The 20,611-nt window shown below is 63.0% G+C and carries 20 protein-coding genes and 1 riboswitch; of the genes, 7 read left to right on the top strand and 13 right to left on the bottom strand.

The window, feature by feature from the left end; genetic code table 11:
- Nucleotides 1-5 precede the first annotated feature (5 nt).
- The 3 genes from ACFT1A_RS16900 to recO are packed head-to-tail and all read right to left on the bottom strand — an operon-like array spanning nt 6 to nt 2,015.
- Nucleotides 6-428: a YbjN domain-containing protein gene (locus ACFT1A_RS16900; protein WP_019749000.1), complete on the bottom strand. Its 423-nt coding sequence runs from the start codon at nt 426-428 to the stop codon at nt 6-8.
- A complete protein-coding gene (locus tag ACFT1A_RS16895; protein WP_378447908.1) occupies nt 425-1,243 on the bottom strand; it encodes an isoprenyl transferase in 819 nt (272 codons plus the stop codon). Before ACFT1A_RS16895 ends, ACFT1A_RS16900 begins: the two co-directional genes overlap by 4 nt.
- Entirely contained in the window at nt 1,200-2,015 is an 816-nt protein-coding gene (recO, locus tag ACFT1A_RS16890) for a DNA repair protein RecO (protein WP_029255636.1), read from the bottom strand. The genes ACFT1A_RS16895 and recO overlap by 44 nt, the downstream gene beginning before the upstream one ends.
- An 86-nt stretch (nt 2,016-2,101) precedes the next feature.
- On the opposite strand from recO, the gene ACFT1A_RS16885 reads away from it, so the two are divergent.
- Nucleotides 2,102-2,851 (top strand): TetR/AcrR family transcriptional regulator, encoded by a 750-nt coding sequence (locus tag ACFT1A_RS16885; protein ID WP_378447907.1) that lies wholly within the window; start codon nt 2,102-2,104, stop codon nt 2,849-2,851.
- Here ACFT1A_RS16885 and ACFT1A_RS16880 read toward each other — a convergent pair.
- Together ACFT1A_RS16880 and ACFT1A_RS16875 are read right to left on the bottom strand one after the other, a co-directional pair.
- A complete protein-coding gene (locus ACFT1A_RS16880) occupies nt 2,848-3,837 on the bottom strand; it encodes a diiron oxygenase (RefSeq protein WP_317826215.1) in 990 nt (329 codons plus the stop codon). The two genes, ACFT1A_RS16885 and ACFT1A_RS16880, sit on opposite strands and share 4 nt — an antisense overlap.
- A 104-nt stretch (nt 3,838-3,941) precedes the next feature.
- Nucleotides 3,942-4,382 (bottom strand): DoxX family protein, encoded by a 441-nt coding sequence (locus ACFT1A_RS16875; RefSeq protein ID WP_378447906.1) that lies wholly within the window; start codon nt 4,380-4,382, stop codon nt 3,942-3,944.
- Nucleotides 4,383-4,520: 138 nt separating this feature from the next.
- Nucleotides 4,521-4,614: riboswitch (TPP riboswitch) on the top strand.
- Between ACFT1A_RS16875 and ACFT1A_RS16870 the strand changes: the two genes are divergently transcribed.
- Nucleotides 4,605-5,396 carry a 3-oxoacyl-ACP reductase gene (locus ACFT1A_RS16870; protein WP_378447905.1) on the top strand — a complete coding sequence of 264 codons (792 nt, stop codon included), beginning with the start codon at nt 4,605-4,607 and terminating at the stop codon, nt 5,394-5,396. (Overlaps the previous riboswitch by 10 nt.)
- Nucleotides 5,396-6,676, top strand: coding sequence for an LLM class flavin-dependent oxidoreductase (locus tag ACFT1A_RS16865; RefSeq protein ID WP_378447904.1), 1,281 nt, complete (start codon nt 5,396-5,398; stop codon nt 6,674-6,676). The genes ACFT1A_RS16870 and ACFT1A_RS16865 overlap by 1 nt, the downstream gene beginning before the upstream one ends.
- Here ACFT1A_RS16865 and dinB read toward each other — a convergent pair.
- The gene (dinB, locus tag ACFT1A_RS16860; RefSeq protein ID WP_378447903.1) at nt 6,673-7,986 is read right to left on the bottom strand and encodes a DNA polymerase IV; all 1,314 of its coding nucleotides are present in this window, start codon (nt 7,984-7,986) and stop codon (nt 6,673-6,675) included. The genes ACFT1A_RS16865 and dinB overlap by 4 nt on opposite strands.
- A gap of 121 nt (nt 7,987-8,107) precedes the next feature.
- Between dinB and ACFT1A_RS16855 the strand changes: the two genes are divergently transcribed.
- On the top strand, nt 8,108-8,569 hold the full coding sequence (locus ACFT1A_RS16855; RefSeq protein WP_378447902.1) for a MarR family winged helix-turn-helix transcriptional regulator: 462 nt from the start codon (nt 8,108-8,110) through the stop codon (nt 8,567-8,569).
- Complete coding sequence (locus tag ACFT1A_RS16850; RefSeq protein ID WP_378447901.1) at nt 8,566-9,546, top strand: zinc-binding alcohol dehydrogenase family protein; 981 nt, start codon at nt 8,566-8,568, stop codon at nt 9,544-9,546. Before ACFT1A_RS16855 ends, ACFT1A_RS16850 begins: the two co-directional genes overlap by 4 nt.
- A 23-nt stretch (nt 9,547-9,569) precedes the next feature.
- On the opposite strand, the gene ACFT1A_RS16845 is transcribed toward ACFT1A_RS16850, so the two are convergent.
- The 6 genes from ACFT1A_RS16845 to kdpF are packed head-to-tail and all read right to left on the bottom strand — an operon-like array spanning nt 9,570 to nt 17,337.
- A complete protein-coding gene (locus ACFT1A_RS16845) occupies nt 9,570-10,250 on the bottom strand; it encodes a response regulator (protein ID WP_378447900.1) in 681 nt (226 codons plus the stop codon).
- Nucleotides 10,247-12,787: a DUF4118 domain-containing protein gene (locus ACFT1A_RS16840; RefSeq protein ID WP_378447899.1), complete on the bottom strand. Its 2,541-nt coding sequence runs from the start codon at nt 12,785-12,787 to the stop codon at nt 10,247-10,249. Before ACFT1A_RS16840 ends, ACFT1A_RS16845 begins: the two co-directional genes overlap by 4 nt.
- 7 nt (nt 12,788-12,794) lie before the next feature.
- Entirely contained in the window at nt 12,795-13,445 is a 651-nt protein-coding gene (locus tag ACFT1A_RS16835; RefSeq protein WP_378447898.1) for a potassium-transporting ATPase subunit C, read from the bottom strand.
- Nucleotides 13,446-13,451: 6 nt separating this feature from the next.
- Nucleotides 13,452-15,557, bottom strand: coding sequence for a potassium-transporting ATPase subunit KdpB (gene kdpB, locus ACFT1A_RS16830; protein ID WP_378447897.1), 2,106 nt, complete (start codon nt 15,555-15,557; stop codon nt 13,452-13,454).
- Nucleotides 15,554-17,239: a potassium-transporting ATPase subunit KdpA gene (kdpA, locus tag ACFT1A_RS16825; RefSeq protein WP_378447896.1), complete on the bottom strand. Its 1,686-nt coding sequence runs from the start codon at nt 17,237-17,239 to the stop codon at nt 15,554-15,556. The genes kdpB and kdpA overlap by 4 nt, the downstream gene beginning before the upstream one ends.
- The gene (kdpF, locus tag ACFT1A_RS16820) at nt 17,239-17,337 is read right to left on the bottom strand and encodes a K(+)-transporting ATPase subunit F (protein ID WP_007731078.1); all 99 of its coding nucleotides are present in this window, start codon (nt 17,335-17,337) and stop codon (nt 17,239-17,241) included. The genes kdpA and kdpF overlap by 1 nt, the downstream gene beginning before the upstream one ends.
- 329 nt (nt 17,338-17,666) lie before the next feature.
- Between kdpF and ACFT1A_RS16815 the strand changes: the two genes are divergently transcribed.
- Both ACFT1A_RS16815 and ACFT1A_RS16810 read left to right on the top strand, forming a co-directional pair.
- Nucleotides 17,667-19,085 carry an amidase gene (locus ACFT1A_RS16815; RefSeq protein ID WP_378447895.1) on the top strand — a complete coding sequence of 473 codons (1,419 nt, stop codon included), beginning with the start codon at nt 17,667-17,669 and terminating at the stop codon, nt 19,083-19,085.
- 4 nt (nt 19,086-19,089) lie between these two features.
- Complete coding sequence (locus ACFT1A_RS16810; protein ID WP_230813893.1) at nt 19,090-19,644, top strand: TetR/AcrR family transcriptional regulator; 555 nt, start codon at nt 19,090-19,092, stop codon at nt 19,642-19,644.
- 49 nt (nt 19,645-19,693) lie between these two features.
- Here the strand turns inward: ACFT1A_RS16810 and era are convergent, their stop codons facing one another.
- Nucleotides 19,694-20,611, bottom strand: coding sequence for a GTPase Era (era, locus tag ACFT1A_RS16805; protein ID WP_230813895.1), 918 nt, complete (start codon nt 20,609-20,611; stop codon nt 19,694-19,696).

Raw genomic sequence — 20,611 nt, 5'->3', positions numbered from 1 at the left:
GAGCGTCAGGGAATCAAACCCTGCCGGGCGGTATCGGCACCGGTGAGCGCGAGTAGCAACATCGTGGTCAGTGCCTCGTCGTCCAGTCCTGCCGCCGGGAACGTGTACCGCAGGATGACGTCCGCCAGGCTGCCGTGACCGAACACCGCGATCGAGCCGAATTGGATGGTCCGATTCCGCTCGGCCACCTTGCGATGCAGTGCCGCGCTGACCGGCCGGTCCCACGCGAGAACACACGTCATGGACAGCACGTCCAGACCCTCGGACAGATTCATCGCCTGGATCGAACACAGCGCGCCGGAGTACTGAAAACCCAGTGATCCGTCGGCAGCCACATCGACCGTCACGAAATGCGCCAGCGAGGCGGCTGCACGTTCTTGTAGGCGGGCTGCTTCGTCGGTGGTGTCGGTCATGTTCTCCCCTGTCATTTGACGCCACCGAATCTACGGTCGCGTGAGGCGTATTCGACGCACGCGGCCCACAGGTCGCGGCGGTCGAAATCGGGAAACAGCTTCTCCTGGTACACCATTTCGGCGTAGGCGGATTGCCAGATCAAGAAATTGGACGTCCGCTGTTCTCCCGACGGACGCAGGAACAGATCGACGTCGGGCATGTCGGGTTCGTCGAGGTACTTGGCCACTGTCGCCTCGGTGATCTTGTCCGGATTGATCTCGCCGGCGGCGACGCGCTTCGCGATTTCCTTTACCGCATCGGCAATTTCGGCCCGACCGCCGTAATTCACACACATGGTCAAGTTCATGACGGTGTTGTTCTTGGTCAGTTCTTCGGCGATCTCGAGTTCCTTGATCACACTCGCCCACAGGCGCGGTTTACGGCCGGCCCACCGAACACGCACACCCATTTCGTTCATCTCGTCGCGTCGGCGACGGATGACGTCACGGTTGAAGCCCATCAGGAATCGAACCTCGTCGGGACTGCGCTTCCAGTTCTCGGTGGAGAAGGCGTAGGCGGAGAGCCACTCGACGCCCATCTCGATGCAACCGCACACCGTGTCCATCAGGACAGCTTCGCCGCGTTCGTGCCCGGCGGTTCGCGGCAAACCGCGCTCTTGAGCCCACCGACCGTTGCCGTCCATCACCAACGCAACGTGGCGCGGGATGAGTTCGGTCTGCAGGATCGGCGGGGTCGCCCCGGACGGATGTGGGTCCGGTGGCCGGATCACCCGTTCAGCAGCAGAATCAAGCGGAGTTCGCGGTTCGCGTCGTCGAATCACGGGTTCCATCCTGCCTCACGGGCAAGTCGACCTCGACGGCTGCATGCGGCCTCGAACGCTCGATCAGCGGCAACGTCCGCAATTGGCGCTCGAGATGCCACTGCAGGTGTGCCGCGACCAGTCCGCTGGCTTGCGTCCGCAGAGTCGCGGGCGCCGAATCGGTACCCTCCCACTCCCCTCGGAGCAGGGCTTCCATCAAGTCGAGCACTCCGGGCGACGGCGTCGCGGCACCCGCCGGGCGGCAATAGGTACACACGGCTCCACCTGCGGCGACGTGAAATGCCCGGTGCGGTCCAGGAGCGCTGCAGCGCGCACACTCTTCGAGGGCAGGTGCCCAACCCGCATAGCCCATGGCCCGCAACAAGAACGCGTCGAGCACGAACTCGACCGGTCGTGCCTGCTCGGCGATCGCGCGCAGTGCGCCCACCGTCAATCGTTGAAGTTGTGGGGCGGGCGCGCGTTCCTCACCGGCCAACCGCTCGGCAGTTTCGAGTACCGCGCACGCCGTGGTGTACCGGCTGTAGTCGTCGACGATGTCGGTGGCGAATGCATCCACCGTCTGCACCTGGGTGATGATGTCGAGATTCTTGCCGGGGAGAAGCTGTACGTCGATGTGAGCAAACGGTTCGAGTCTGGCGCCGAATTTGGAGGTTGTCCGGCGGACACCTTTGGCCACGGCACGCACCAACCCGAACTGACGGGTGAGCAACGTGACGATGTGGTCGGCCTCGCCCAGTTTGTGCAGGCGCAGCACCACCGCCGTGTCTCGATACAACCTCACTCGACCAGTGTCCCACGATGTGCCGACGAGAATGTGCGATGCCGCGCCTGATCCCGAGCCGGGTGGGGTCCGGATAGACTGACCCGATGCCGAGCGACGCAATTGCGCAACCTGCCACTGCGGAGTTGACCGGTCGCGAAGCTCGGTGGGAGCGGCACAACTCCGAGCGTCAGAAACGGATACTCACCTCCGCTGTCGAACTGATCGAAGAGCGGGCAGCAGGTGCCGAGGTGTCCGTTCAGCAGATCGCCGACCGGGCCGGTCTCGCCAAGTCGGTGGTATACCGGCAATTCAGCGGCCGGGACGACCTCGATCGACGAGTCCGAGCGTTTGTGCTCGGCCAATTTGCCGCTGCCCTGGATGCGTCGATGAACATTTCGGTGGGCACTCTCGACGAGATCCTGACCCGCACCATCAGCGCCGTCGCCGAGTGGATCACCGAGCATCCTCGTATTCACGAGTTCATGGGCACCGGCCCCACCGACTACGACGACGAGAGCATCGACGCGATCAGCAGTCTGAAGGCGACAATCGCCGACTCGGCCCGCGCAATCATCACCGAAGTCGGCCGATCCGTGGGGATCGATTCGTCGCCCTTCGATTCACTACCGTTCGCAGTGGTGACGATGGTCGAGGGCACGCTCACTCACTGGGTCCGAAGCACTGATCCGAAACCGAGCCGCGCAGAGATCGTCGCCGACCTCGCGAAATACACCTGGTACATGTTCGACGGTGTTGCCCGCTCGAGCGGCCTCACGATCGATCCCCACGTCGAATTGTCCACGCTCATCGCTGAACTGGTGTCCTCCGACGGCCGGTCCTCGCTACCTGACTAGATCCGTGTTTTGTCGGAGCGCTTCGGCTCGCCGCGATAGCGTGCGTAGTCGCCGTCGATGCCCAGCTTTCGCCACACCCGCTTCGACACGGGGTTCATGAGACCGAGTTCGTCTGCCAGGGCCCGCATTTCACCGAAGTAGTTCCCCAGAATTCGGCGGGAATGCGGGCTACCCCAGAAAGCACTCGTCATCACATCTTCGGGAATGCCGAATTCTTCGGCGAATTCCTTGGGCGGTGACATGATTTCGCCTGCCAGCCAACGCATCGCGCCGGGGAAGGCAACCGATGTCATTGCCCGACTGGTACGACTGAGCCTGGGGACGTGATTGCGCAGGAACTCGTGCGCAAACGAAATATGTCTCGCTTCTTCGGCGATGTGAATCTCCATGGTGCGGAGCATCGCCGGCGGGGTGTCCTTACCTTCGCGGATCAAGTCCTTCTGGAAGTGGTCGATCGGTTCTTCTCCGGCAAGAATGCCGATGAAGAAGATGACCGGGAACTTTGCACCCAGCACTCCGATGATGGGCGAGAGTCGCCGGAACATCGGACGCATACCCGGCACGTCGATGTCCATACGATTGACGAGTTCCTGGAACATCTGGATGTGATTGCACTCTTCGGTCATCTCGTGCAGGCAGTACCGGAACTCGGGTGACTGATTGGGAAGCGCCATGATGTACTGCAGCATTCCCCGGATCAAGATGCTCTCGAATGCCGAACCCACCTTGGTCACGTTGGCCTGACGCCACATTCCCATCGCGATTCGACGTTCCAGGGACTGCTCCTGGTACCACTGCGTCGCGCCGAGGGGGTCCGAGACGGACGAGAGCACCCATCTCGGATCATGTGGATCGATCGCGAACTCTGGTGAATCCCAGTCGATGTCGAGGTAGGGATCAAAACTGCGGGCCACTGAGCCCTCGGACAAAGTCTGCAGTACCTCGTGGTACGGCATTTCCACTTCGATCGACGCTGACCGAGCCATCGGTGTCTCCTCACGGCCAGTCCGCCGATTGCAGTCGACGGACTTGAATGAGGTCAAACATAATGGGACACCGCGTCCCACGCAACCCCTTCGGTAGCCTGATTTCAGGCCCGACGGAGCGGAATGATCTCGCGAACCTTCTCATCTCGGAGATACAGTCCAGCCCACATCACGATTCCGGCGTAGACGGCAAACAATGTGGTGCTCACCAGAGGCTGTTCAGCTCGAAGGTTGGTCAACACAGCGCCACCCAGGTAACCGGTGAGCAGAATCGCGCCGAGCACGGACGTTCGCGGAATCACGTACAGCGCAAGGCAGATCAACTGCACAACCCCGGCTGTCAGGGCAAGAGAGTCGGGCAGCCCCAGTTCGGCCGAGGCGTCCTTGACCGTCTGCAGATTGAGGATGTGGATGATGCCGTCGAACAGCATGAAAAGTACGAACAGACCACTCAGGACGTATCCGACCTTGCGCGCGGTCCCCGAAGGTGCCGTTCGTGTTGCATCACCGGAAAGGGTGTCGTGGTGGGCAGGCTGGGTAGTCATCGGAATCTCCCGGGGCGAAGGCGAGCGGCCGGTTGCCACTTCGCTTGCAATAACGACTCCCCAGCGATCGAAAACTCATCGCGCCGGCAATTACCACGCACCCGGCGTTCAGGTGGGTTCACCTCTCGTGGTCTGATGGACGGCGACACGGGGTGCCGAAAAAGTCGGCTGAGATCAGACCCGATGAACCTGACCAGTTAGCACTGGCGGAGGGATGTCGACATGACCGAACAGCAATTTCAGCGCGCTCTCGAACTCAGCGAGCAGATCGTCCTGATCACCGGTGGCGCCCGCGGGCTCGGAGCCGCACTGAGCCGAGCATTCTCCCGCTCAGGCGCCCGGGTGATCGTGAACTACAACAAGAGCCGTGATGCCGCCGAGGCCCTGGTCGCCGAACTGGGCGAGGATCGCACCTTCGCAGTCCAGGCGGACGTGACGGACCGCAGCTCCGTCGATCAGTTGTTCGCCGCTGCACTCGAGCGATTCGACGCACCGATCTCGACCGTGGTCGACAATGCACTCGTCGACTTCTCATTCAACGGTGACGCCCGGCCGAACGCGGACACGATCACCTGGGCCGACTTCGACTCCCAACTACGCGGAGCTGTCGCCGGGACACTCAACACCACCCAGGCAGCACTCCCCGGCATGCGAGAACTCGGGTTCGGTCGAATCATCACTGTCGGAACCAATCTGGTCCAGAATCCGGTAGTTCCGTACCACGACTACACCGCCGCCAAAGCCGCACTGTTGGCACTGACGAGGACATTGTCCGCGGACCTCGGTCCGGACGGGATCACCGTCAACATGGTCTCCGGCGGCTTGCTCCGCACCACGGACGCGAGTGCCGCGACGCCGGAAGCAGTATTCGACATGATCGCGGCAAGTACTCCCCTGCGCCGGGTCACGACACCGGACGAATTCGCCGACGCCGCACTGTTCTTCGCCTCGCCCTGGTCGCGGGCCGTGACCGGCCAGAACCTGGTTGTCGACGGCGGACTCGTCAAGAACTGATGGGAACACAGCTACGGATAGGTGCGTTTCTTCTCGGGTGCGGACATCACAGTGCAGCGTGGCGTCACCGCGACTCACCGGTCGAAAGGCTCGGCGACATCACGTATTACGAGTCGCTCGCCCAGATCGCCGAACGCGGCAAGCTGGACGCCGTCTTCTTCGCTGACGGTCACAGTGTTCGCGAACCCGAGTCGGGTGCGTCGTGGTTTCTCGAGCCGATCACCGCATTGACTGCCATGGCGCGAGCGACAACGAACATCGGTCTGGTCACCACCATTTCCACGACTTTCTACACGCCGTTCCACGCGGCGCGACTGTTGGCATCACTCGACCACATCAGCGGCGGCCGGGCCGGCTGGAACGTCGTGACCTCGATGTTCGACCAGGAAGCGCGCAACCACGGACTGGAGGCGATGCCGGACCACGCGACCAGATATGAACGAGCCGACGAATTTGTCGAAGTAGCCCTCGCACTGTGGGATTCATGGTCGGAAGACTCCCTGATCCTCGACCGCGGCGGGCGTTTCGCCGACGCCGGCAAGATTTCTCGAATCAATCACGACGGCAAGCATTTTCGGGTGGACGGCCCGTTGACGGTTCCGCGATCCCCGCAGGGTAGGCCGGTGTTGTTCCAGGCCGGGGCGTCCGAGCAGGGTCGCGATCTGGCGGCGCGGCGCGCCGAAGCAATCTATTCGGTTGCCTACGACCTCCCCAGCGCGCAGAAGTACTACGCGGACGTGAAATCGAGAATCGAACGCGCCGGCAGGGATTCCGCCGCTGTAGCGGTCATGCCGGGCCTGGTCACCTACGTCGGCAGCACGGTCGCCGAAGCGCGGGCGAAGAAGGCCGAATTGGACCGCCTTCTGCCCACTGAACAGTCGATACGCCAACTGTCATTGTTCACCGGACAGAACTGCGAAGACTGGGATCTCGACGGTCCCGTCCCCCCACTACCTCCGCTCGAAGCATTCACCGGGCCGCAGGGACGCTACGCAACGATTCTGCGGATCGTCGAGAAGGATTCACCGACAGTGCGTGAGCTCCTCGGAACATTGGCTGCCGGTGGTGGACACGCAACAATGATCGGAACACCCGAATCCATCGCCGACGAAATGGAAGCCTGGTTGCTCGGCCGCGGCGCCGACGGCTTCAATCTGATGCCACCGACCTATCCCCACGGTCTGGAAGATTTTGTCGATCACGTGATTCCGGCATTGCAGGCTCGTGGGTTGTTCCGTCGCGAGTACGACGGAGCAACTCTGCGAGAAAATCTCACCTAGTCCGGAAGCAACGGCACCGACAGATCCGGGTCGCGCCCCAGAAGGACTCCCCTCGTGAGGGCCGCGGAGCCGAACTTCTTCCGGACGCTGTCCATCGCCGAGTCGAGGGCGGCAGTGTCCGGACCCGCGAATCCTGGACCGTCGAAAGGCAATTCGAGTTGTTCGGCGCCGTCCCGATCCAGGTTGGAGACTGCCACACCGATCAACGTGATGCCCTTGTCCGCGATCAGCGGTATCGCTTCGTCCAGCAGCACCATCGAGGCGTTCAGCAGTTCCGCTGTGTCGGCCGTGGATCGGCGCAGCGTGTGAGATCGAGTAGCCCGCGTGAAATCGGCGAAGCGGAGTCGGAGCGTGACCGTGCGCCCCGTCCGCTGCGCCGAGCGCATGCGTCGACTGACACGGTCGACCAGGGACATCAACGACGCATCGAGTTCTGTGCGGGGATGGGATCCGCGACCCAACGCATGCTGCGCGCCCATCGAACTGCGGCCGCGATAGGCCCGGACCGGGCGCGGATCTCGGTTGTGCGAGAGCGCATAGAGATGCCGGCCGGCGCCGCCGCCGAGAATCGACACGATCGAGGATTCGTCGTGCCGAGCAATGTCGCCCACCGTCACGATGTCGAAGTTTCGCAGCTTCTGGGCGGTGATCTTGCCGACGCCCCACAGCTTCTCGACAGGCAACGGATGCAGGAATTCGGTTTCGCCCTCTGGTGGCACCCGCAGCAATCCGTCGGGTTTCGCGAACGCGCTCGCGACCTTGGCCAGGAACTTGGTGCGCGCGATGCCGACCGTGATCGGTAGTCCGACCTGCTCGGCGACGTCACGCCTGAGGTTCGCACCGATCTGCAATGGCGTGCCGACGATCCGGGCCAATCCCCCGACCTCGAGGAACGCTTCGTCGATCGAAATTCCCTCGACCAGCGGCGACGTGTCATGAAAGACGTCGAACACGTCTTTGCTCGCTTGCGCGTATGCGGACATTCGCGGAGGAACGACTATCGCCTGGGGACACAGGGAACGGGCCTGACCACCGCTCATCGCAGTTCGAACCCCGAAGGCCTTGGCCTCGTAGCTTGCCGCCAGGACCACGCCACCGCCGACGATGACAGGCCTACCCGCCAGAGTCGGGTCGTCGCGTTGCTCGACTGATGCGTAGAACGAATCGAGGTCCGCGTGCAGGATCGTTGCGTCACCCGGAGGCCGACTGCCGTCAGAACGAGTAGCGCCAGAACGAGTGCCGCCAGAACGAGTAGCACCAGGGTGATCACCTGGCGTTTCTTGCTCTAACGGTTCGTACGACACGAACATATGTTCCCATGCCCTGCCGACAAAGCGGAAGCCCGCAAATAGATTCCATGGAACTTATAGTGAATCAGGCGTACGGTGAAAAAATGATTCCACGGAATGCATATCGATTCGGGGTCGGGTTGTGACCAGGTCCAACCTGAGTAGCCACTTCGACAATCTCGTCCGCTTCGAAACCGAATTGTGGACGGCCATCGACCAGAGACTCCGAACCGAGCACGACCTGCCGCTGAGCCGATTCGAGCCGATGCAGATCATCGGCAGACTCGGTTCCTGTCGGGTCTTCGACATCGCCGAAGCACTCGCGATCACCGTCGGCGGCACCAGCAAGTTGGTGGATCGGATCGAGTCCTCGGGCCACTGCCGTCGACAATCCAATCCCGCCGACAAACGATCCTCACTCATCGAGTTGACCCCCGAGGGCAATGACCTGTTGGGGCGGGCGAATGCCACGTTCGACGACGAACTGGAACGCCGTCTCGGTTCCGCCCTGACACCCGAGGCTCTCGATCGGTTCGGCGCCACACTGGCCACGCTCCGCGAGGTCAACCGTCGACTGACACCCGCCACGAAGGAGAAATCATGACTGCCACAATGCGGGCAATCGTGCTCGACGCCCCCGGTCCGCCAGAAGCATTGACGATCAAGGAGATTCCGATACCGGTGCCGGTCACCGGGTGGGTGCTGATCCGGGTGAAGGCCTTCGGTCTCAATCGATCGGAACTTCACACCCGACTCGGCCTCGCCGACGGCGTGACATTCCCGCGGGTGCCTGGCATCGAGGCCGTCGGTGAAGTGGTGAACTGCCCCGGCGGGGAGTTGGCCGAAGGACAGCAGGTCGCCGCCATGATGGGCGGGATGGGGAGGACGTTCGACGGCGGATACGCCGAGTACACGTGCGTTCCCGTCAGTCAGGTCGTTCCCTTCTCGAGCGAACTGGACTGGTCGACAGTGGGAGCAGTCCCCGAGATGCTGCAAACGTCCTACGGTTCACTGACTGTGGGACTGGACGCGAAATCCGGTCACACCCTACTGATCCGAGGCGGAACCTCTTCGGTCGGCATGGCAACCGCGGTCCTGGCGAAGCAGTGGGGACTCACGGTCCTCGCAACCACCCGTAATGCCGACAAGGCCGCGTCGTTGACCGCGATCGGTGTCGATCATGTGCTCACCGATGGCGGTGCCGTGGCCGGCCAGGTGCGAGACATTCTCCCGGAGGGCGTCGATCTGGCTCTCGAATTGGTCGGAACACCAACACTTCCCGACACGTTGCGCGCCACTCGCATTCACGGCACCGTGTGTTTCACCGGCATGCTGTCCAACGAGTGGACAGTCGAGGACTTCTATCCGATCGACTACATTCCACGTGGAGTGCGATTGACCTCGTACGGTGGGGACGCGTCCGACCTGCCGGCCGACGTCCTGCAAGACTTCCTCTCCGCTGTGGCGTCGGGTGATGCAGTGGTCCCGATCGACGAGGTATTCGCGTTCGAGGACATCGCCCGAGCACACGCGAAAATGGAAGCCGGCACGGCTCGTGGCAAATTGGTAGTCGTTCTCTGACCTGGCTTCTCACACCTGGCGCCTCACACCACGAATCGATAACCCATTCCCGCCTCGGTGATCAGATGTTTGGGGTTGGCCGGGTCGTCTTCGAGCTTGCGACGAAGCTGAGCAAGGTAGACACGCAGGTAGTGGGTTTCGGTGTCATACGCCGGTCCCCACACCTCCCGAAGCAATTCCTTCTGCCCGACCAGCTTTCCGCGGTTGCGCACAAGCATCTCGAGCATGCCCCACTCGGTCGGTGTCAAGTGCACCTGTTCGCCGCCCCGACTCACCGTTTTGGCAGCCAAGTCCACCGTGAAGGACGCTGTCTCGACCGACGGTTCCGAAGTGTCCGCCGCGGAGATTCCCCGTCTCGCCGCTGCGCGCACACGGGCCAGAAACTCGTCCATCCCGAAGGGTTTGGTGACGTAGTCGTCAGCACCGGCGTCGAGCGCCTCCACCTTGTCCGCGGAGTCGGTGCGCGCCGAGAGCACGATGACCGGCGCCGTGCACCAGCCGCGCAGGCCGGCAAGCACTTCGGTGCCGTCCATGTCCGGCAGTCCGAGATCGAGAACCACGACGTCCGGTGGACGCTCGGCAGCAGCCCGCAGTGCGCCCGCGCCGGTCGACGCCGTCACCACCTCGTACCCGCGCACCGACAGATTGATACGCAGGGCCCGCAGAATCTGCGGTTCGTCGTCCACTACCAGGATTCGACTCATGATCCATTTCCATTCGTACCGGCCGCAGCAAATTCCACAATCATCGTCAATCCCCCACCGGGTGTGTCTGTGGCGCTGACCGTTCCGCCCATTGCGTCGACGAATCCGCGCACCACGGAAAGCCCGAGCCCCACTCCGCCGGTGTTGTCACGATCTCCCATCCGTTGGAACGGTTGGAACATCGTTTCGGCCTCACCACGCGGAACACCCGGGCCGGTATCGGCAACACTGATCACCACACGATCACCGAGTTGCGCCGCCCCGACTCGCACCGGGGTTTCTCCCCCGTAGCGCAGAGCGTTGTCGACGATGTTCGCGATCACACGCTCGAGCAGCCCCTGATCTGCTTGCACTGCAACGGTACCCACGTCGACGATCACGCTTCGAGCCCGCGAATCCGAGCGTCCACCGATGCCCAGACCCAGCAATGCGCGGTGAACCACCTCGTCCAGGTACACCGGTCGCAGCGTGGGTTTCACCACTCCGGCGGCAAGGCGGGACGAGTCGAGCAAGTTCCCCACCAGTGCGGTCAACTGGTCCGCCGACTCCTCGATGGTCGCGAGTAGTTCGGCGGTGTCCTCGGGCGAGAACTCGATGTCGTCGCTGCGCAGACTCGACACCGCCGCCTTCACTCCGGCGAGAGGTGTTCGCAGGTCATGGCTTACCGCTGACAGCAGGGCTCGACGCAGTTGATCAGCCTCGGTGAGCGCGGCAGCCTTGCTCGCCTCGACTGTCAGTTTCTCCTGGCGGATCATCCCGACTGCTTGGTGAGCCACCACCGTCAGCACCCGTCGATCCCGCGCACTCAGATCCGGCCCAGTCAGCAACAGCGCATATTCCCCGTCGTTGACCTCACAGACCGTATCGGCTTCGTCGTCCGTGGTCGGCGGCTGCGTACCCACGGCAGCGATGACTCCGTCATCGTGATGAATGACGGAAACCCCTTGCTGGCGATAAATTTCGAGTGCCTTCGCCAGAAGTGTCGAGAGGTCGGCTCCGCGGAGAACTGATCCCGCGAACAGTGTGAGCAGTTCGGCTTCCTCGGAGGCGCGCTTCGCCTCTCGTGCGCGCTTTGCCGCTGCATCGACCAGAACGGCAACTGCCACAGCCACAATCAGCAGCACGACGGTGGTGATGAAGTTGTCCGGCTCGGCAATAGTGAAGCTGTACCGAGGATCGGTGAAGAAGTAATTGAGCAGCAGACCCGAAATCAGTGCCGACAATATGGCCGGACCGACACCGCCGAGGAGCGCAACCAGCACGACTACGACGAAGAACAATGCGTTCTCCCCGTTGACCCCGGAGATTCGGTCGACGAGCCCCATGATCGCGGCCGCGAGCGAAGGCACGACGATCGCCGCAATCCACGACAGGACACGGCGCTCCGAGCGCCCCAACACCGAAATGCGTCGTCGCGTCGTTGCTTCCTCATGCGTGACCATGTGGACGTCGATACCGCCGGACTGTTGAACCACGGCGGCGCCGATCCCCTCGTCGAGGATGCGGGCCAGCCGAGATCGCCGCGACGTTCCCAGTACCAACTGAGTCGCGTTCTCCTCGCGGGCGAACTCGAGGAGCGTCGACGGTACGTCGTCACCGACGACGGTGTGGAGCGTGGCACCGACCCCGACGGCCAATGCACGCACCTTGCCCATCTCCGGGGCCGAGACCCCGGTGAGTCCGTCACCGCGCACGACGTGGACCACCATCAGTTCGGCACTCGATTTCGACGCGATACGAGATGCGCGTCGTACCAGGGTTTCCGACTCCGGTCCCCCGGTAACGGCAACGACGACGCGCTCGCGCGCCTCCCAGGTGTCGGTGATCTTGTTCTCCGCCCGGTACTTCGCGAGTGCGGCGTCCACCTGATCGGCCACCCACAGCAGCGCCAGTTCGCGTAGCGCCGTGAGGTTTCCGCGCCTGAAGTAGTTACCCAACGCCGCATCGACGCGTTCCGGTGAATACACATTTCCGTGAGAAAGTCTGCGACGCAGCGCTTCCGGGGTGATGTCCACCAACTCGACCTGCGCCGCACTCCGTACTATCGCATCCGGAACCGTCTCCTGCTGCACAACGCCGGTGATGTGTGCGACAACGTCGTTGAGGCTTTCGAGGTGCTGGACGTTGACCGTGGACAGGACGTCGATCCCGGCTTCGAGCAGTTCCTGTACGTCCTGCCAGCGCTTGTGATTCTTGCTTCCCGGGGTGTTGGTGTGCGCCAACTCGTCCACCAGGACCAGGGCTGGACGCCGAGCCGACACGGCCTCGACGTCCAGTTCCGGCATCCGAGTTCCGCGATAGTCCACCAGCTTGGGCGGCACGATCTCGAGGTCACCGATCTGCGCCGCAGTGCGGGCGCGGCCGTGTGTCTCCACGACGGCCGCGACCACGTCACAGCCCCGATCTCGACGCCGATGAGCTTCACCGAGCATCGCGAAGGTCTTTCCGACGCCGGGGGCAGCGCCGAGGTAGATACGCAATTCACCACGTTTGCGTGCCCTACCGAAAGATTGACCGACCTTCTCCGAAGAACTCACGTGACAATCATCCACCAGTCGTCGGCGTAGCACACGCAGGTGCCGTCAATCCGAGTGCCAGATTCAATTCGAGGACGTTGACTCGCTCGACCCCGAGAAATCCGAGTTGTCTGCCGTCGGTGTGCTCGGCCACCAGATCCCGCACCTTCTCTTCCGAGATGCCGTTGTTCGCCGCCACCCTCGCGACCTGCAATTCGGCGTACGCCGGACTGATGTGGGGATCGATACCCGATCCCGAACCGGTGACCGCGTCGACGGGAACCGATGCCGGATCGACGCCCTCACGGGCCGCGATGGCGGCCCGACGTTCGATGACGAATCCGGCCAGAACTTCGCTGCTCGGCCCCTGGTTGGACGGCAATGCCGCAGCGGGATCACCGGTGGCAAAAGGATCCTCGTCCGATACCGATCCGACTACACGGTTGTGGAAGAACGGGTCCTGCTGCCCTTCGGCAACCTGTGGATCTACACCCACCCAGGCACTGCCGACCACGCAACCGGCGGCATCGGTGACCGGTGAGCCTTCGGCAGATCCGGAGCTGATCCGACTCACACCCCAGACCGCAGCGGGGTAGATCACACCGAGAACGACGGTGAGCGCGAGCAATACGAGCAGGCCCGCCCACACCTGTTTGGCAAAACCGATAGTGAAACGCATGTCAGGTCACCCAATTCCAGGAATCAAACGTACGACGAGATCGATCAGCCAGATACCGACGAACGGTGTGATCACGCCACCGAGCCCGTAGACGAGTAGGTTGCGTCCGAGCAACTGCGACGCCGTCGACGGTCGGTATCGAACACCTTTGAGTGCCAACGGAATCAACCCGATGATCACCAGGGCGTTGAAAATCACGGCCGAGACGATCGCCGATTCGGGGGTGGCGAGCCGCATGATGTTCAACGCGTCCAGTTGCGGGTAGATGCCGCTGAACAATGCAGGCAGGATTGCGAAATACTTCGCGAGATCGTTCGCCAACGAGAAGGTGGTCAACGCGCCGCGGGTGATCAGCAGTTGCTTGCCGATCTCGACTACCTCGATCAGCTTGGTGGGGTCGGAATCGAGATCGACCATGTTTCCGGCCTCTTTGGCTGCCGAGGTTCCCGTGTTCATCGCGACGCCGACGTCCGCCTGGGCAAGGGCGGGAGCGTCATTGGTCCCGTCACCGGTCATCGCGACGAGGCGCCCGCCTTCCTGTTCCTTCCGGATCAGGGCCAGCTTGTCCTCCGGCGTGGCCTCCGCCATGAAGTCGTCGACGCCGGCCTGGTCGGCAATCGCCTTTGCGGTCAACGGATTGTCGCCGGTGATCATGATCGTGCGAATACCCATCGCGCGGAGTTCGGCGAACCTGTCGGCCATTCCCGGCTTGACGACATCCGACAATGCGATGACGCCGAGTATCGAGGTACTTTCGCTGTGCTTGACGGCTACAACCAGCGGTGTACCGCCGGCTTGGGCGATGTCGTTCACGGTGTCGGTCACCGCGGTCTCTGCGTGTCCACCGCCGCTGACGACCCAGTTCATCACCGCATCTGCTGCGCCCTTTCGGATTTGGCGTCCGGAGTGGTCGAGTCCGCTCATCCGTGTTTGTGCCGTGAACGGAACGAACTCTGCGCGTTCCTCGTCCAGCGTCGGCTCGGCAGCGAGACCGAACTCCGCTGCGCACAACTCGACGATGCTCCGTCCCTCGGGAGTTCCGTCGGCCAGGCTCGACAAGCGTGCCGCCGCAGCCAGATCGTCGGCGGATACACCTGGCGCCGGATGGAGCGCAGTGGCCCGGCGGTTACCGAAGGTGATGGTTCCGGTCTTGTCCATCAGCAGCGTGTCGATGTCGCCCGCAGCTTCCACCGCGCGCCCCGACATCGCGAGAACGTTGCGCTGGACGAGGCGGTCCATCCCCGCGATACCGATCGCCGAGAGCAGCGCGCCGATGGTCGTCGGGATCAGGCAGACGAGAAGCGCGATCAGCTTGATCGGATCCTGTTCGTGCCCTGCATACAAGCCCATGGGGCCGATGGCAACGACGGCGAGGAGGAAAATGACGGTCAACGACGCAAGCAGGATGTTGAGCGCAATCTCGTTGGGCGTCTTCTGACGCGAGGCACCCTCGACGAGCGCGATCATCCGGTCCACGAACGAACTACCCGGTGCTGCAGTGATTTCCACGACGATGCGATCGGAGAGGACCGTCGTACCACCGGTGACAGCGCAGCGGTCGCCACCGGATTCACGGACTACCGGCGCGGATTCACCGGTGATCGCCGATTCGTCCACGGACGCAATACCTTCGACCACGTCGCCGTCGCCGGGGATGACCTCACCGGCGACCACTATCACCCGATCGCCGACCAGCAGTTCGGTGCCCGACACCGATTCGATCGCACCGCTCATCGTGATCCGATGTGCTGTGGTGTCCTGCTTCACCTTTCGCAGACTTGCCGCCTGCGCCTTGCCGCGCCCTTCGGCCACGGATTCGGCGAGGTTCGCGAAGATCACCGTGAACCAGAGCCACAGGGTGATCACCCAGGAGAACACCGAGGGATCGGCGATCGCCATGACGGTGGTGATGACTGAACCGACGAACACCACGAACATGACCGGGTTGCGGGCGAGGTGGCGTGGGTCGAGTTTGCGCACGGCCCCCGGCAACGCGGTGATCATCTGCCGCGGGTTGAAAACGCCTGCGTGTACTTGACGGGACTGCCCTGGATCAACCTTGTCGGCAGCGTCTTGCGCCACCACGGGTTTCTCACTGATACGCACGGTCATTGAAGAGCCTCCGCTAGCGGGCCCAGCGCGAGGGCCGGGAAGAATGTAAGTGCAGCAACAAGAACGACGGTGCCGGTCAACAAACCGGTGAACATCGGTCCGGATGTCGGGAGGGTGCCGGCCGTCGGCGCCACCTTCTTCTGCGAGGCCAGCGCACCGGCCAAAGCGAGAACGAAGATGATCGGCAGGAATCGGCCCAGAAGCATGCAGATTCCGAGAGACGACTGGAACCAGTCGCTGGTGACCGTCAGGCCGCCGAACGCGCTGCCGTTGTTGTTCGAGGCGGAAGCGAAGGCGTAGAGCACCTCGCTGAACCCGTGGATCGATCCCGGCGTGCCCGGATCTCCCCCATTGCCTTGATAACCGGTGGTCGAACCGAGGATGACTGTGATGGCGGTACCGATCAAGACCAGCGCGGGCATGACCAGGATCGACAGCGCCGCCAGAGTGATCTCACGGCGACCCAACTTCTTGCCGAGGTATTCGGGTGTGCGACCGACCAACAATCCGCCGACGAACACTGCGATCAGTGCCAGCACAAGAATCCCGTAGAGGCCGGTTCCTACTCCGCCCGGAGCGATTTCGCCGAGCAACATGTTGAGCAGGACCGCTCCGCCGCCGAGAGGCGACATACTGTCGTGGGCCGAGTTCACCGCACCCGTCGACGTTCCCGTGGTCGCCACCGCGAACAATGCCGATCCGGGGATTCCGAAGCGAACTTCCTTGCCTTCCATCATCGAACCGGCCGCAGTGGCAGCGACACCGCGGGCACCGGATTCGGCCGCCAGCGTCACCGCGAGCAGTCCGCTCCACAGGATTCCCATCACTGCCAGCAGGGTGAGGCCTTGCCGTCGGTCACCGACCAGGGTTCCGAATGTCCGGGTGAGGCAAACCGGGATCAGCAGTATCGCCAGGATCTCGACGATATTGCTCACCGGGGTGGGATTCTCGAACGGGTGCGCCGAGTTGGCAGCCAAGATCCCGCCACCGTTGGTGCCGAGTTCCTTGATCGCTTCCTGGGACGCGACGGGAGCAAGTGCATTGGTCACCGCATTGCCGTCGAGGCCGGTGGAGGCGAAACCGCTGTGGAAGGACTGGATCACTCCCTGGCTCAACAGGATCAGGGCGATCACGAAGGAGAAGGGCAGGAGGATGCGTAGAGAACCACGCGTCAGATCGACCCAGAAGTTGCCGATCTCACCGCCTCTGGCCACACGGATGAAGCCACGCACCAACGCGATTGCCACTGCCATGCCCACTGCAGCCGAGACGAAGTTCTGCACCGCCAGACCGACGGGCTGAACGAAGTTGCTCATCGTGGTTTCCGGCGTGTACGACTGCCAGTTCGTGTTCGCCACAAAGGAAATCGCGGTGTTGAAGGCAACGGCGGGGCTGACGCCTGACAGTCCGTCGTCCAGCGGCAGCACACCCTGGATCCGTTGGAGGAAGTACAAGAACAAGGCGCTCGCCAGCGAGAATCCGAGAACGCTTGCGGCGTAGCCGTACCACGTCTGCTCGGCGCGAGAGTCGATCCGGCCGACGCGGTAGATCACACTCTCGACGCGCAGGTCTCGCGTCGACGAGTAGACACGCGCCATGTAGTCACCCACCGGAACGTAGGCGATGGCCAGAACGACGAGGACAAAAGCGATCTGCAGGCCGGCTGCAAGAGCGGGCGACATCAGAACCTCTCAGGATCTACGAGTGCAACAAGCAGATAAATGACCAATGCCGCGGCGACGGCGATCAGAACCACGCTGACCACACCGGCAACCGTCATTTGGGAGCGCTCGCCTGTAGGGCGCGCAGCACGAGCGCGCACACGAGAAAACCGCCGAGAATCAGAGCAACGTAGGCCAGATCGGCCATGAGCTTCCCTCTTCGAAATCTTTTGCCGTGCTGCTGTGCATCGCAGCCATGACGCTCGGTCGCCTCGACCGGGTGCGCTCTCTCAGCTTCGACCTCGGTTAGGACGGATTCCGCGTCTCTGACGATCCACTTACGCACCGACCTGGCGTCTTGACGCGATCTTGACGCGGAACCGAACGTGCCTAATACTGAAACAAGTTACTGTTCGTTCGAACGAACAGTTTGTGCGAAGGGAAACCGATGACTTCTCGAACCGACCACGATCTCGCCCCCGGTCTTGTCGACCAGGTTGCGAGTCTGGCTTCGGGCGTCACCTCGTCCGTCGCGGCGACCGAGGCAACGCTGGCCCGGATCGACGCAACTCAGCCGCATCTCAATGCGTTCAAGATCGTGCGGCGAGAGAAGTCGCTCGAGGAAGCCGCCGAGGCCGACAGACGTCTCGCGCTCGGTGAGCGCCTACCGCTACTCGGTGTGCCGATCGCAGTGAAGGACGATGTCGACATCACCGGCGAACCCACCGCCTTCGGTTGCCCTGGCGATTTCCCGGCCAAGACCGAAGACTCGGAGATGATTCGACGCCTCCGAGACGCCGGCGCAGTGATCGTAGGCAAGACCAACAGCCCTGAACTGGGCCAGTGGCCGCTCACGAGCGGCTCCGCCTTCGGTTACACACGCAATCCGTGGTCGCGTCACCACACCCCCGGAGGATCGTCGGGCGGCACCGCCGCGGCTGTCGCGGCCGGATTGGTCAGCGCCGGAATCGGTTCCGACGGCGCCGGTTCCATCCGGATACCCGCGGCCTGGACCAACCTCGTCGGAATCAAGCCGCAGCGCGGGCGCATCTCCACCTGGCCCGACGCCGAAGCTTTCTACGGCCTCACGGTCAACGGCCCGCTCGCCCGCACCGTCGCTGACGCCGCACTGTTGCTCGACGTCGCTGCGGGCAACCACGACGGCGATCTCCACAAGCCGACACCGGTGACGGTCAGCGACGCGGTGGGACGCGACCCCGGAAAGCTGAAAATCGCTCTTTCCCTGCGTAATCCGTTCACCGCCACTCCCGTGAAGCTGGATCCGGAAGTGCGCCTGGCCGTGCATTCGATCGCCGACACTCTGCGGGAACTCGGACATCACGTCGTCGTCGACGATCCCGCGTACGGCCTGATCTTCGGCCTGAACTTTCTGCCCCGCTCACTCGTCGGAGTTCACGACTGGCTAGGACGCGTTCCCGACCCGACACTGGTCGATGCCCGAACACGCGGAAATGCCCAGAACGGCAAGCTACTTCGCGGCGCACCTCTGCGCGCAGCCCGCGCAGCCGAGCCGCGGATGCGAAAGCGGATCGGAGCGATCTTCGACACCTACGACGTCGTCCTGGCACCCACGACGGCAACTCCACCGATCATGGCGACCGCCATCGACGGCATCGGCGGTTGGGACACCGACAAAGTCATGACCGGCGCCTGCCCGTACGCGTGGCCGTGGAACGTCCTCGGCTGGCCCTCGGTCAACGTGCCGGCCGGATTCAGCAAGGCCGGCCTACCCATCGGTGCGCAGTTGATGGGCAACGAGAACACCGAACCGCTGTTGGTCTCGCTCGCTTCACAATTGGAATCGGTCCTGCGTTGGGATCAGGTCCGCCCCGAGCCGTGGTGGTGAATCGATGAGTAACCGCGACGTTCGCGAACGAATACTCGATGCCGTTCTGCACGTCGTCGGTACCGACGGCATCCCCGGCGTGAGCAACCGGCGCATAGCCGCGCAGGCAGGCGTCTCACTCGGATCGATCACGTATCACTTCGCGAGCCAGTCGGACATGCTTCGGGCTGCACTGTCTCGTTTCGTGACAGACGAGACAACGCGCCTGCGAGCCTTGGCCGAGGAATACCGCGACAAAGGTCTGAGCGTCGAGGACGCCGCGGCAATTGCCGAGAAGGTGACGCGGGACCTGTCGTTCTCCGCCGAGCGGATCGCGCCGTTCGAGATGTACATCGCCGCCGGCCGAGACCACGAGCTACATCAGGTGGCGGTCGAATGCTTTGCCGCATACGACGATCTGACCGTCACGATCTTGACGGCACTCGGTATACCGGATCCGGAGTCGATTGCATCCACTCTCGTCGCCGTCATCACCGGCTTGCAACTCCGACGCCTGGCTACAGGCGTCGACGATCAGGACATCGGTGCGGCGATCCTCAGGGTCCTTCGGCCCCTGTGAGCGGTTAGGCAGTCCCTGGACTCCTTAACCGCTCACGGGGCCGGAGGCCCTAGAAGCCCAGTCGGCCGAGCTGTTTCGGGTCGCGCTGCCAATCCTTGGCGACCTTGACGTGCAACTCCAGGAAGATCCGCACACCGAGCAGCTTCTCGATCTGCAGGCGCGCACTGGTACCGACTTCCCGCAGCCGCGCGCCGCCCTTACCGATGACGATGCCCTTCTGACTGGGCCGCTCGACGTAGAGCAACGCATGGACGTCGAGCATCTCGCCCTGCTTCTCGGTGCGACCCTCACGCGGGATGACCTCCTCGATCACCACGGCCAAGGAGTGCGGCAATTCTTCACCGAGACCCTCGAGCGCAGCCTCACGGATGAGTTCGGCCATGAGCACCTCTTCGGGCTCGTCCGTCAACTCCCCGTCCGGGTAGAAGGCCGGGCCCTCGTCCATCAGACCGGCAAGGACGTCGACCAGGATCTCGACCTGCTCGCCCGACTGCGCGGACACCGGGACAACCTCGGATTCGGGGCCCAGCAGGGTGGACAGCGCGAGCAACTGCTTGCCGACGGCGTCGCGGCTGACCTTGTCGATCTTGGTCACGATGCCGACCAGCTTGGTCTTGGGCGCCATCTGACGGACCTGCTGCACGATCCAGCGGTCGCCGGGCCCGATGGCCTCGTCAGCCGGGATGCACAGGCAGATGACGTCGACCTCGGAGTAGGTGTCACGAACCAGGTCGTTGAGACGCTGCCCGAGCAAGGTGCGGGGCTTGTGCAGTCCCGGGGTGTCCACCAGGATCAGCTGCGCATGCTCTCGGTGAACGATGCCGCGAATCGTATGGCGCGTCGTCTGCGGGCGCGAGGACGTGATCGCGATCTTGCTGCCGACCAACGCGTTGGTCAGCGTGGACTTACCCGTATTGGGTCGACCCACGAAACACACGAAGCCTGACCGGAATTCGTTGTTGCTCAT

This window comes from Rhodococcus sp. NPDC057135 (genome assembly GCF_042670865.1).
Classification (GTDB): Bacteria; Actinomycetota; Actinomycetes; order Mycobacteriales; family Mycobacteriaceae; genus Rhodococcus_F.
The sequence above is the reverse complement of the archived record's forward strand: the minus strand, read 5'-3'. Positions and strand labels throughout refer to the sequence as shown.

Coding starts and splice junctions, on each gene's coding strand:
- ACFT1A_RS16900 (WP_019749000.1), bottom strand. CDS start 428: ATGACAGGGGAGAACATGACCGACACCACCGACGAAGCAGCCCGCCTA.
- ACFT1A_RS16895 (WP_378447908.1), bottom strand. CDS start 1,243: ATGGAACCCGTGATTCGACGACGCGAACCGCGAACTCCGCTTGATTCT.
- ACFT1A_RS16885 (WP_378447907.1), top strand. CDS start 2,102: ATGCCGAGCGACGCAATTGCGCAACCTGCCACTGCGGAGTTGACCGGT.
- ACFT1A_RS16880 (WP_317826215.1), bottom strand. CDS start 3,837: ATGGCTCGGTCAGCGTCGATCGAAGTGGAAATGCCGTACCACGAGGTA.
- ACFT1A_RS16875 (WP_378447906.1), bottom strand. CDS start 4,382: ATGACTACCCAGCCTGCCCACCACGACACCCTTTCCGGTGATGCAACA.
- ACFT1A_RS16870 (WP_378447905.1), top strand. CDS start 4,605: ATGACCGAACAGCAATTTCAGCGCGCTCTCGAACTCAGCGAGCAGATC.
- ACFT1A_RS16865 (WP_378447904.1), top strand. CDS start 5,396: ATGGGAACACAGCTACGGATAGGTGCGTTTCTTCTCGGGTGCGGACAT.
- dinB (WP_378447903.1), bottom strand. CDS start 7,986: ATGTTCGTGTCGTACGAACCGTTAGAGCAAGAAACGCCAGGTGATCAC.
- ACFT1A_RS16850 (WP_378447901.1), top strand. CDS start 8,566: ATGACTGCCACAATGCGGGCAATCGTGCTCGACGCCCCCGGTCCGCCA.
- ACFT1A_RS16845 (WP_378447900.1), bottom strand. CDS start 10,250: ATGAGTCGAATCCTGGTAGTGGACGACGAACCGCAGATTCTGCGGGCC.
- ACFT1A_RS16835 (WP_378447898.1), bottom strand. CDS start 13,445: ATGCGTTTCACTATCGGTTTTGCCAAACAGGTGTGGGCGGGCCTGCTC.
- kdpB (WP_378447897.1), bottom strand. CDS start 15,557: ATGACCGTGCGTATCAGTGAGAAACCCGTGGTGGCGCAAGACGCTGCC.
- kdpA (WP_378447896.1), bottom strand. CDS start 17,239: ATGTCGCCCGCTCTTGCAGCCGGCCTGCAGATCGCTTTTGTCCTCGTC.
- kdpF (WP_007731078.1), bottom strand. CDS start 17,337: ATGACGGTTGCCGGTGTGGTCAGCGTGGTTCTGATCGCCGTCGCCGCG.
- ACFT1A_RS16815 (WP_378447895.1), top strand. CDS start 17,667: ATGACTTCTCGAACCGACCACGATCTCGCCCCCGGTCTTGTCGACCAG.
- ACFT1A_RS16810 (WP_230813893.1), top strand. CDS start 19,090: ATGAGTAACCGCGACGTTCGCGAACGAATACTCGATGCCGTTCTGCAC.
- era (WP_230813895.1), bottom strand. CDS start 20,611: ATGAGCAACAACGAATTCCGGTCAGGCTTCGTGTGTTTCGTGGGTCGA.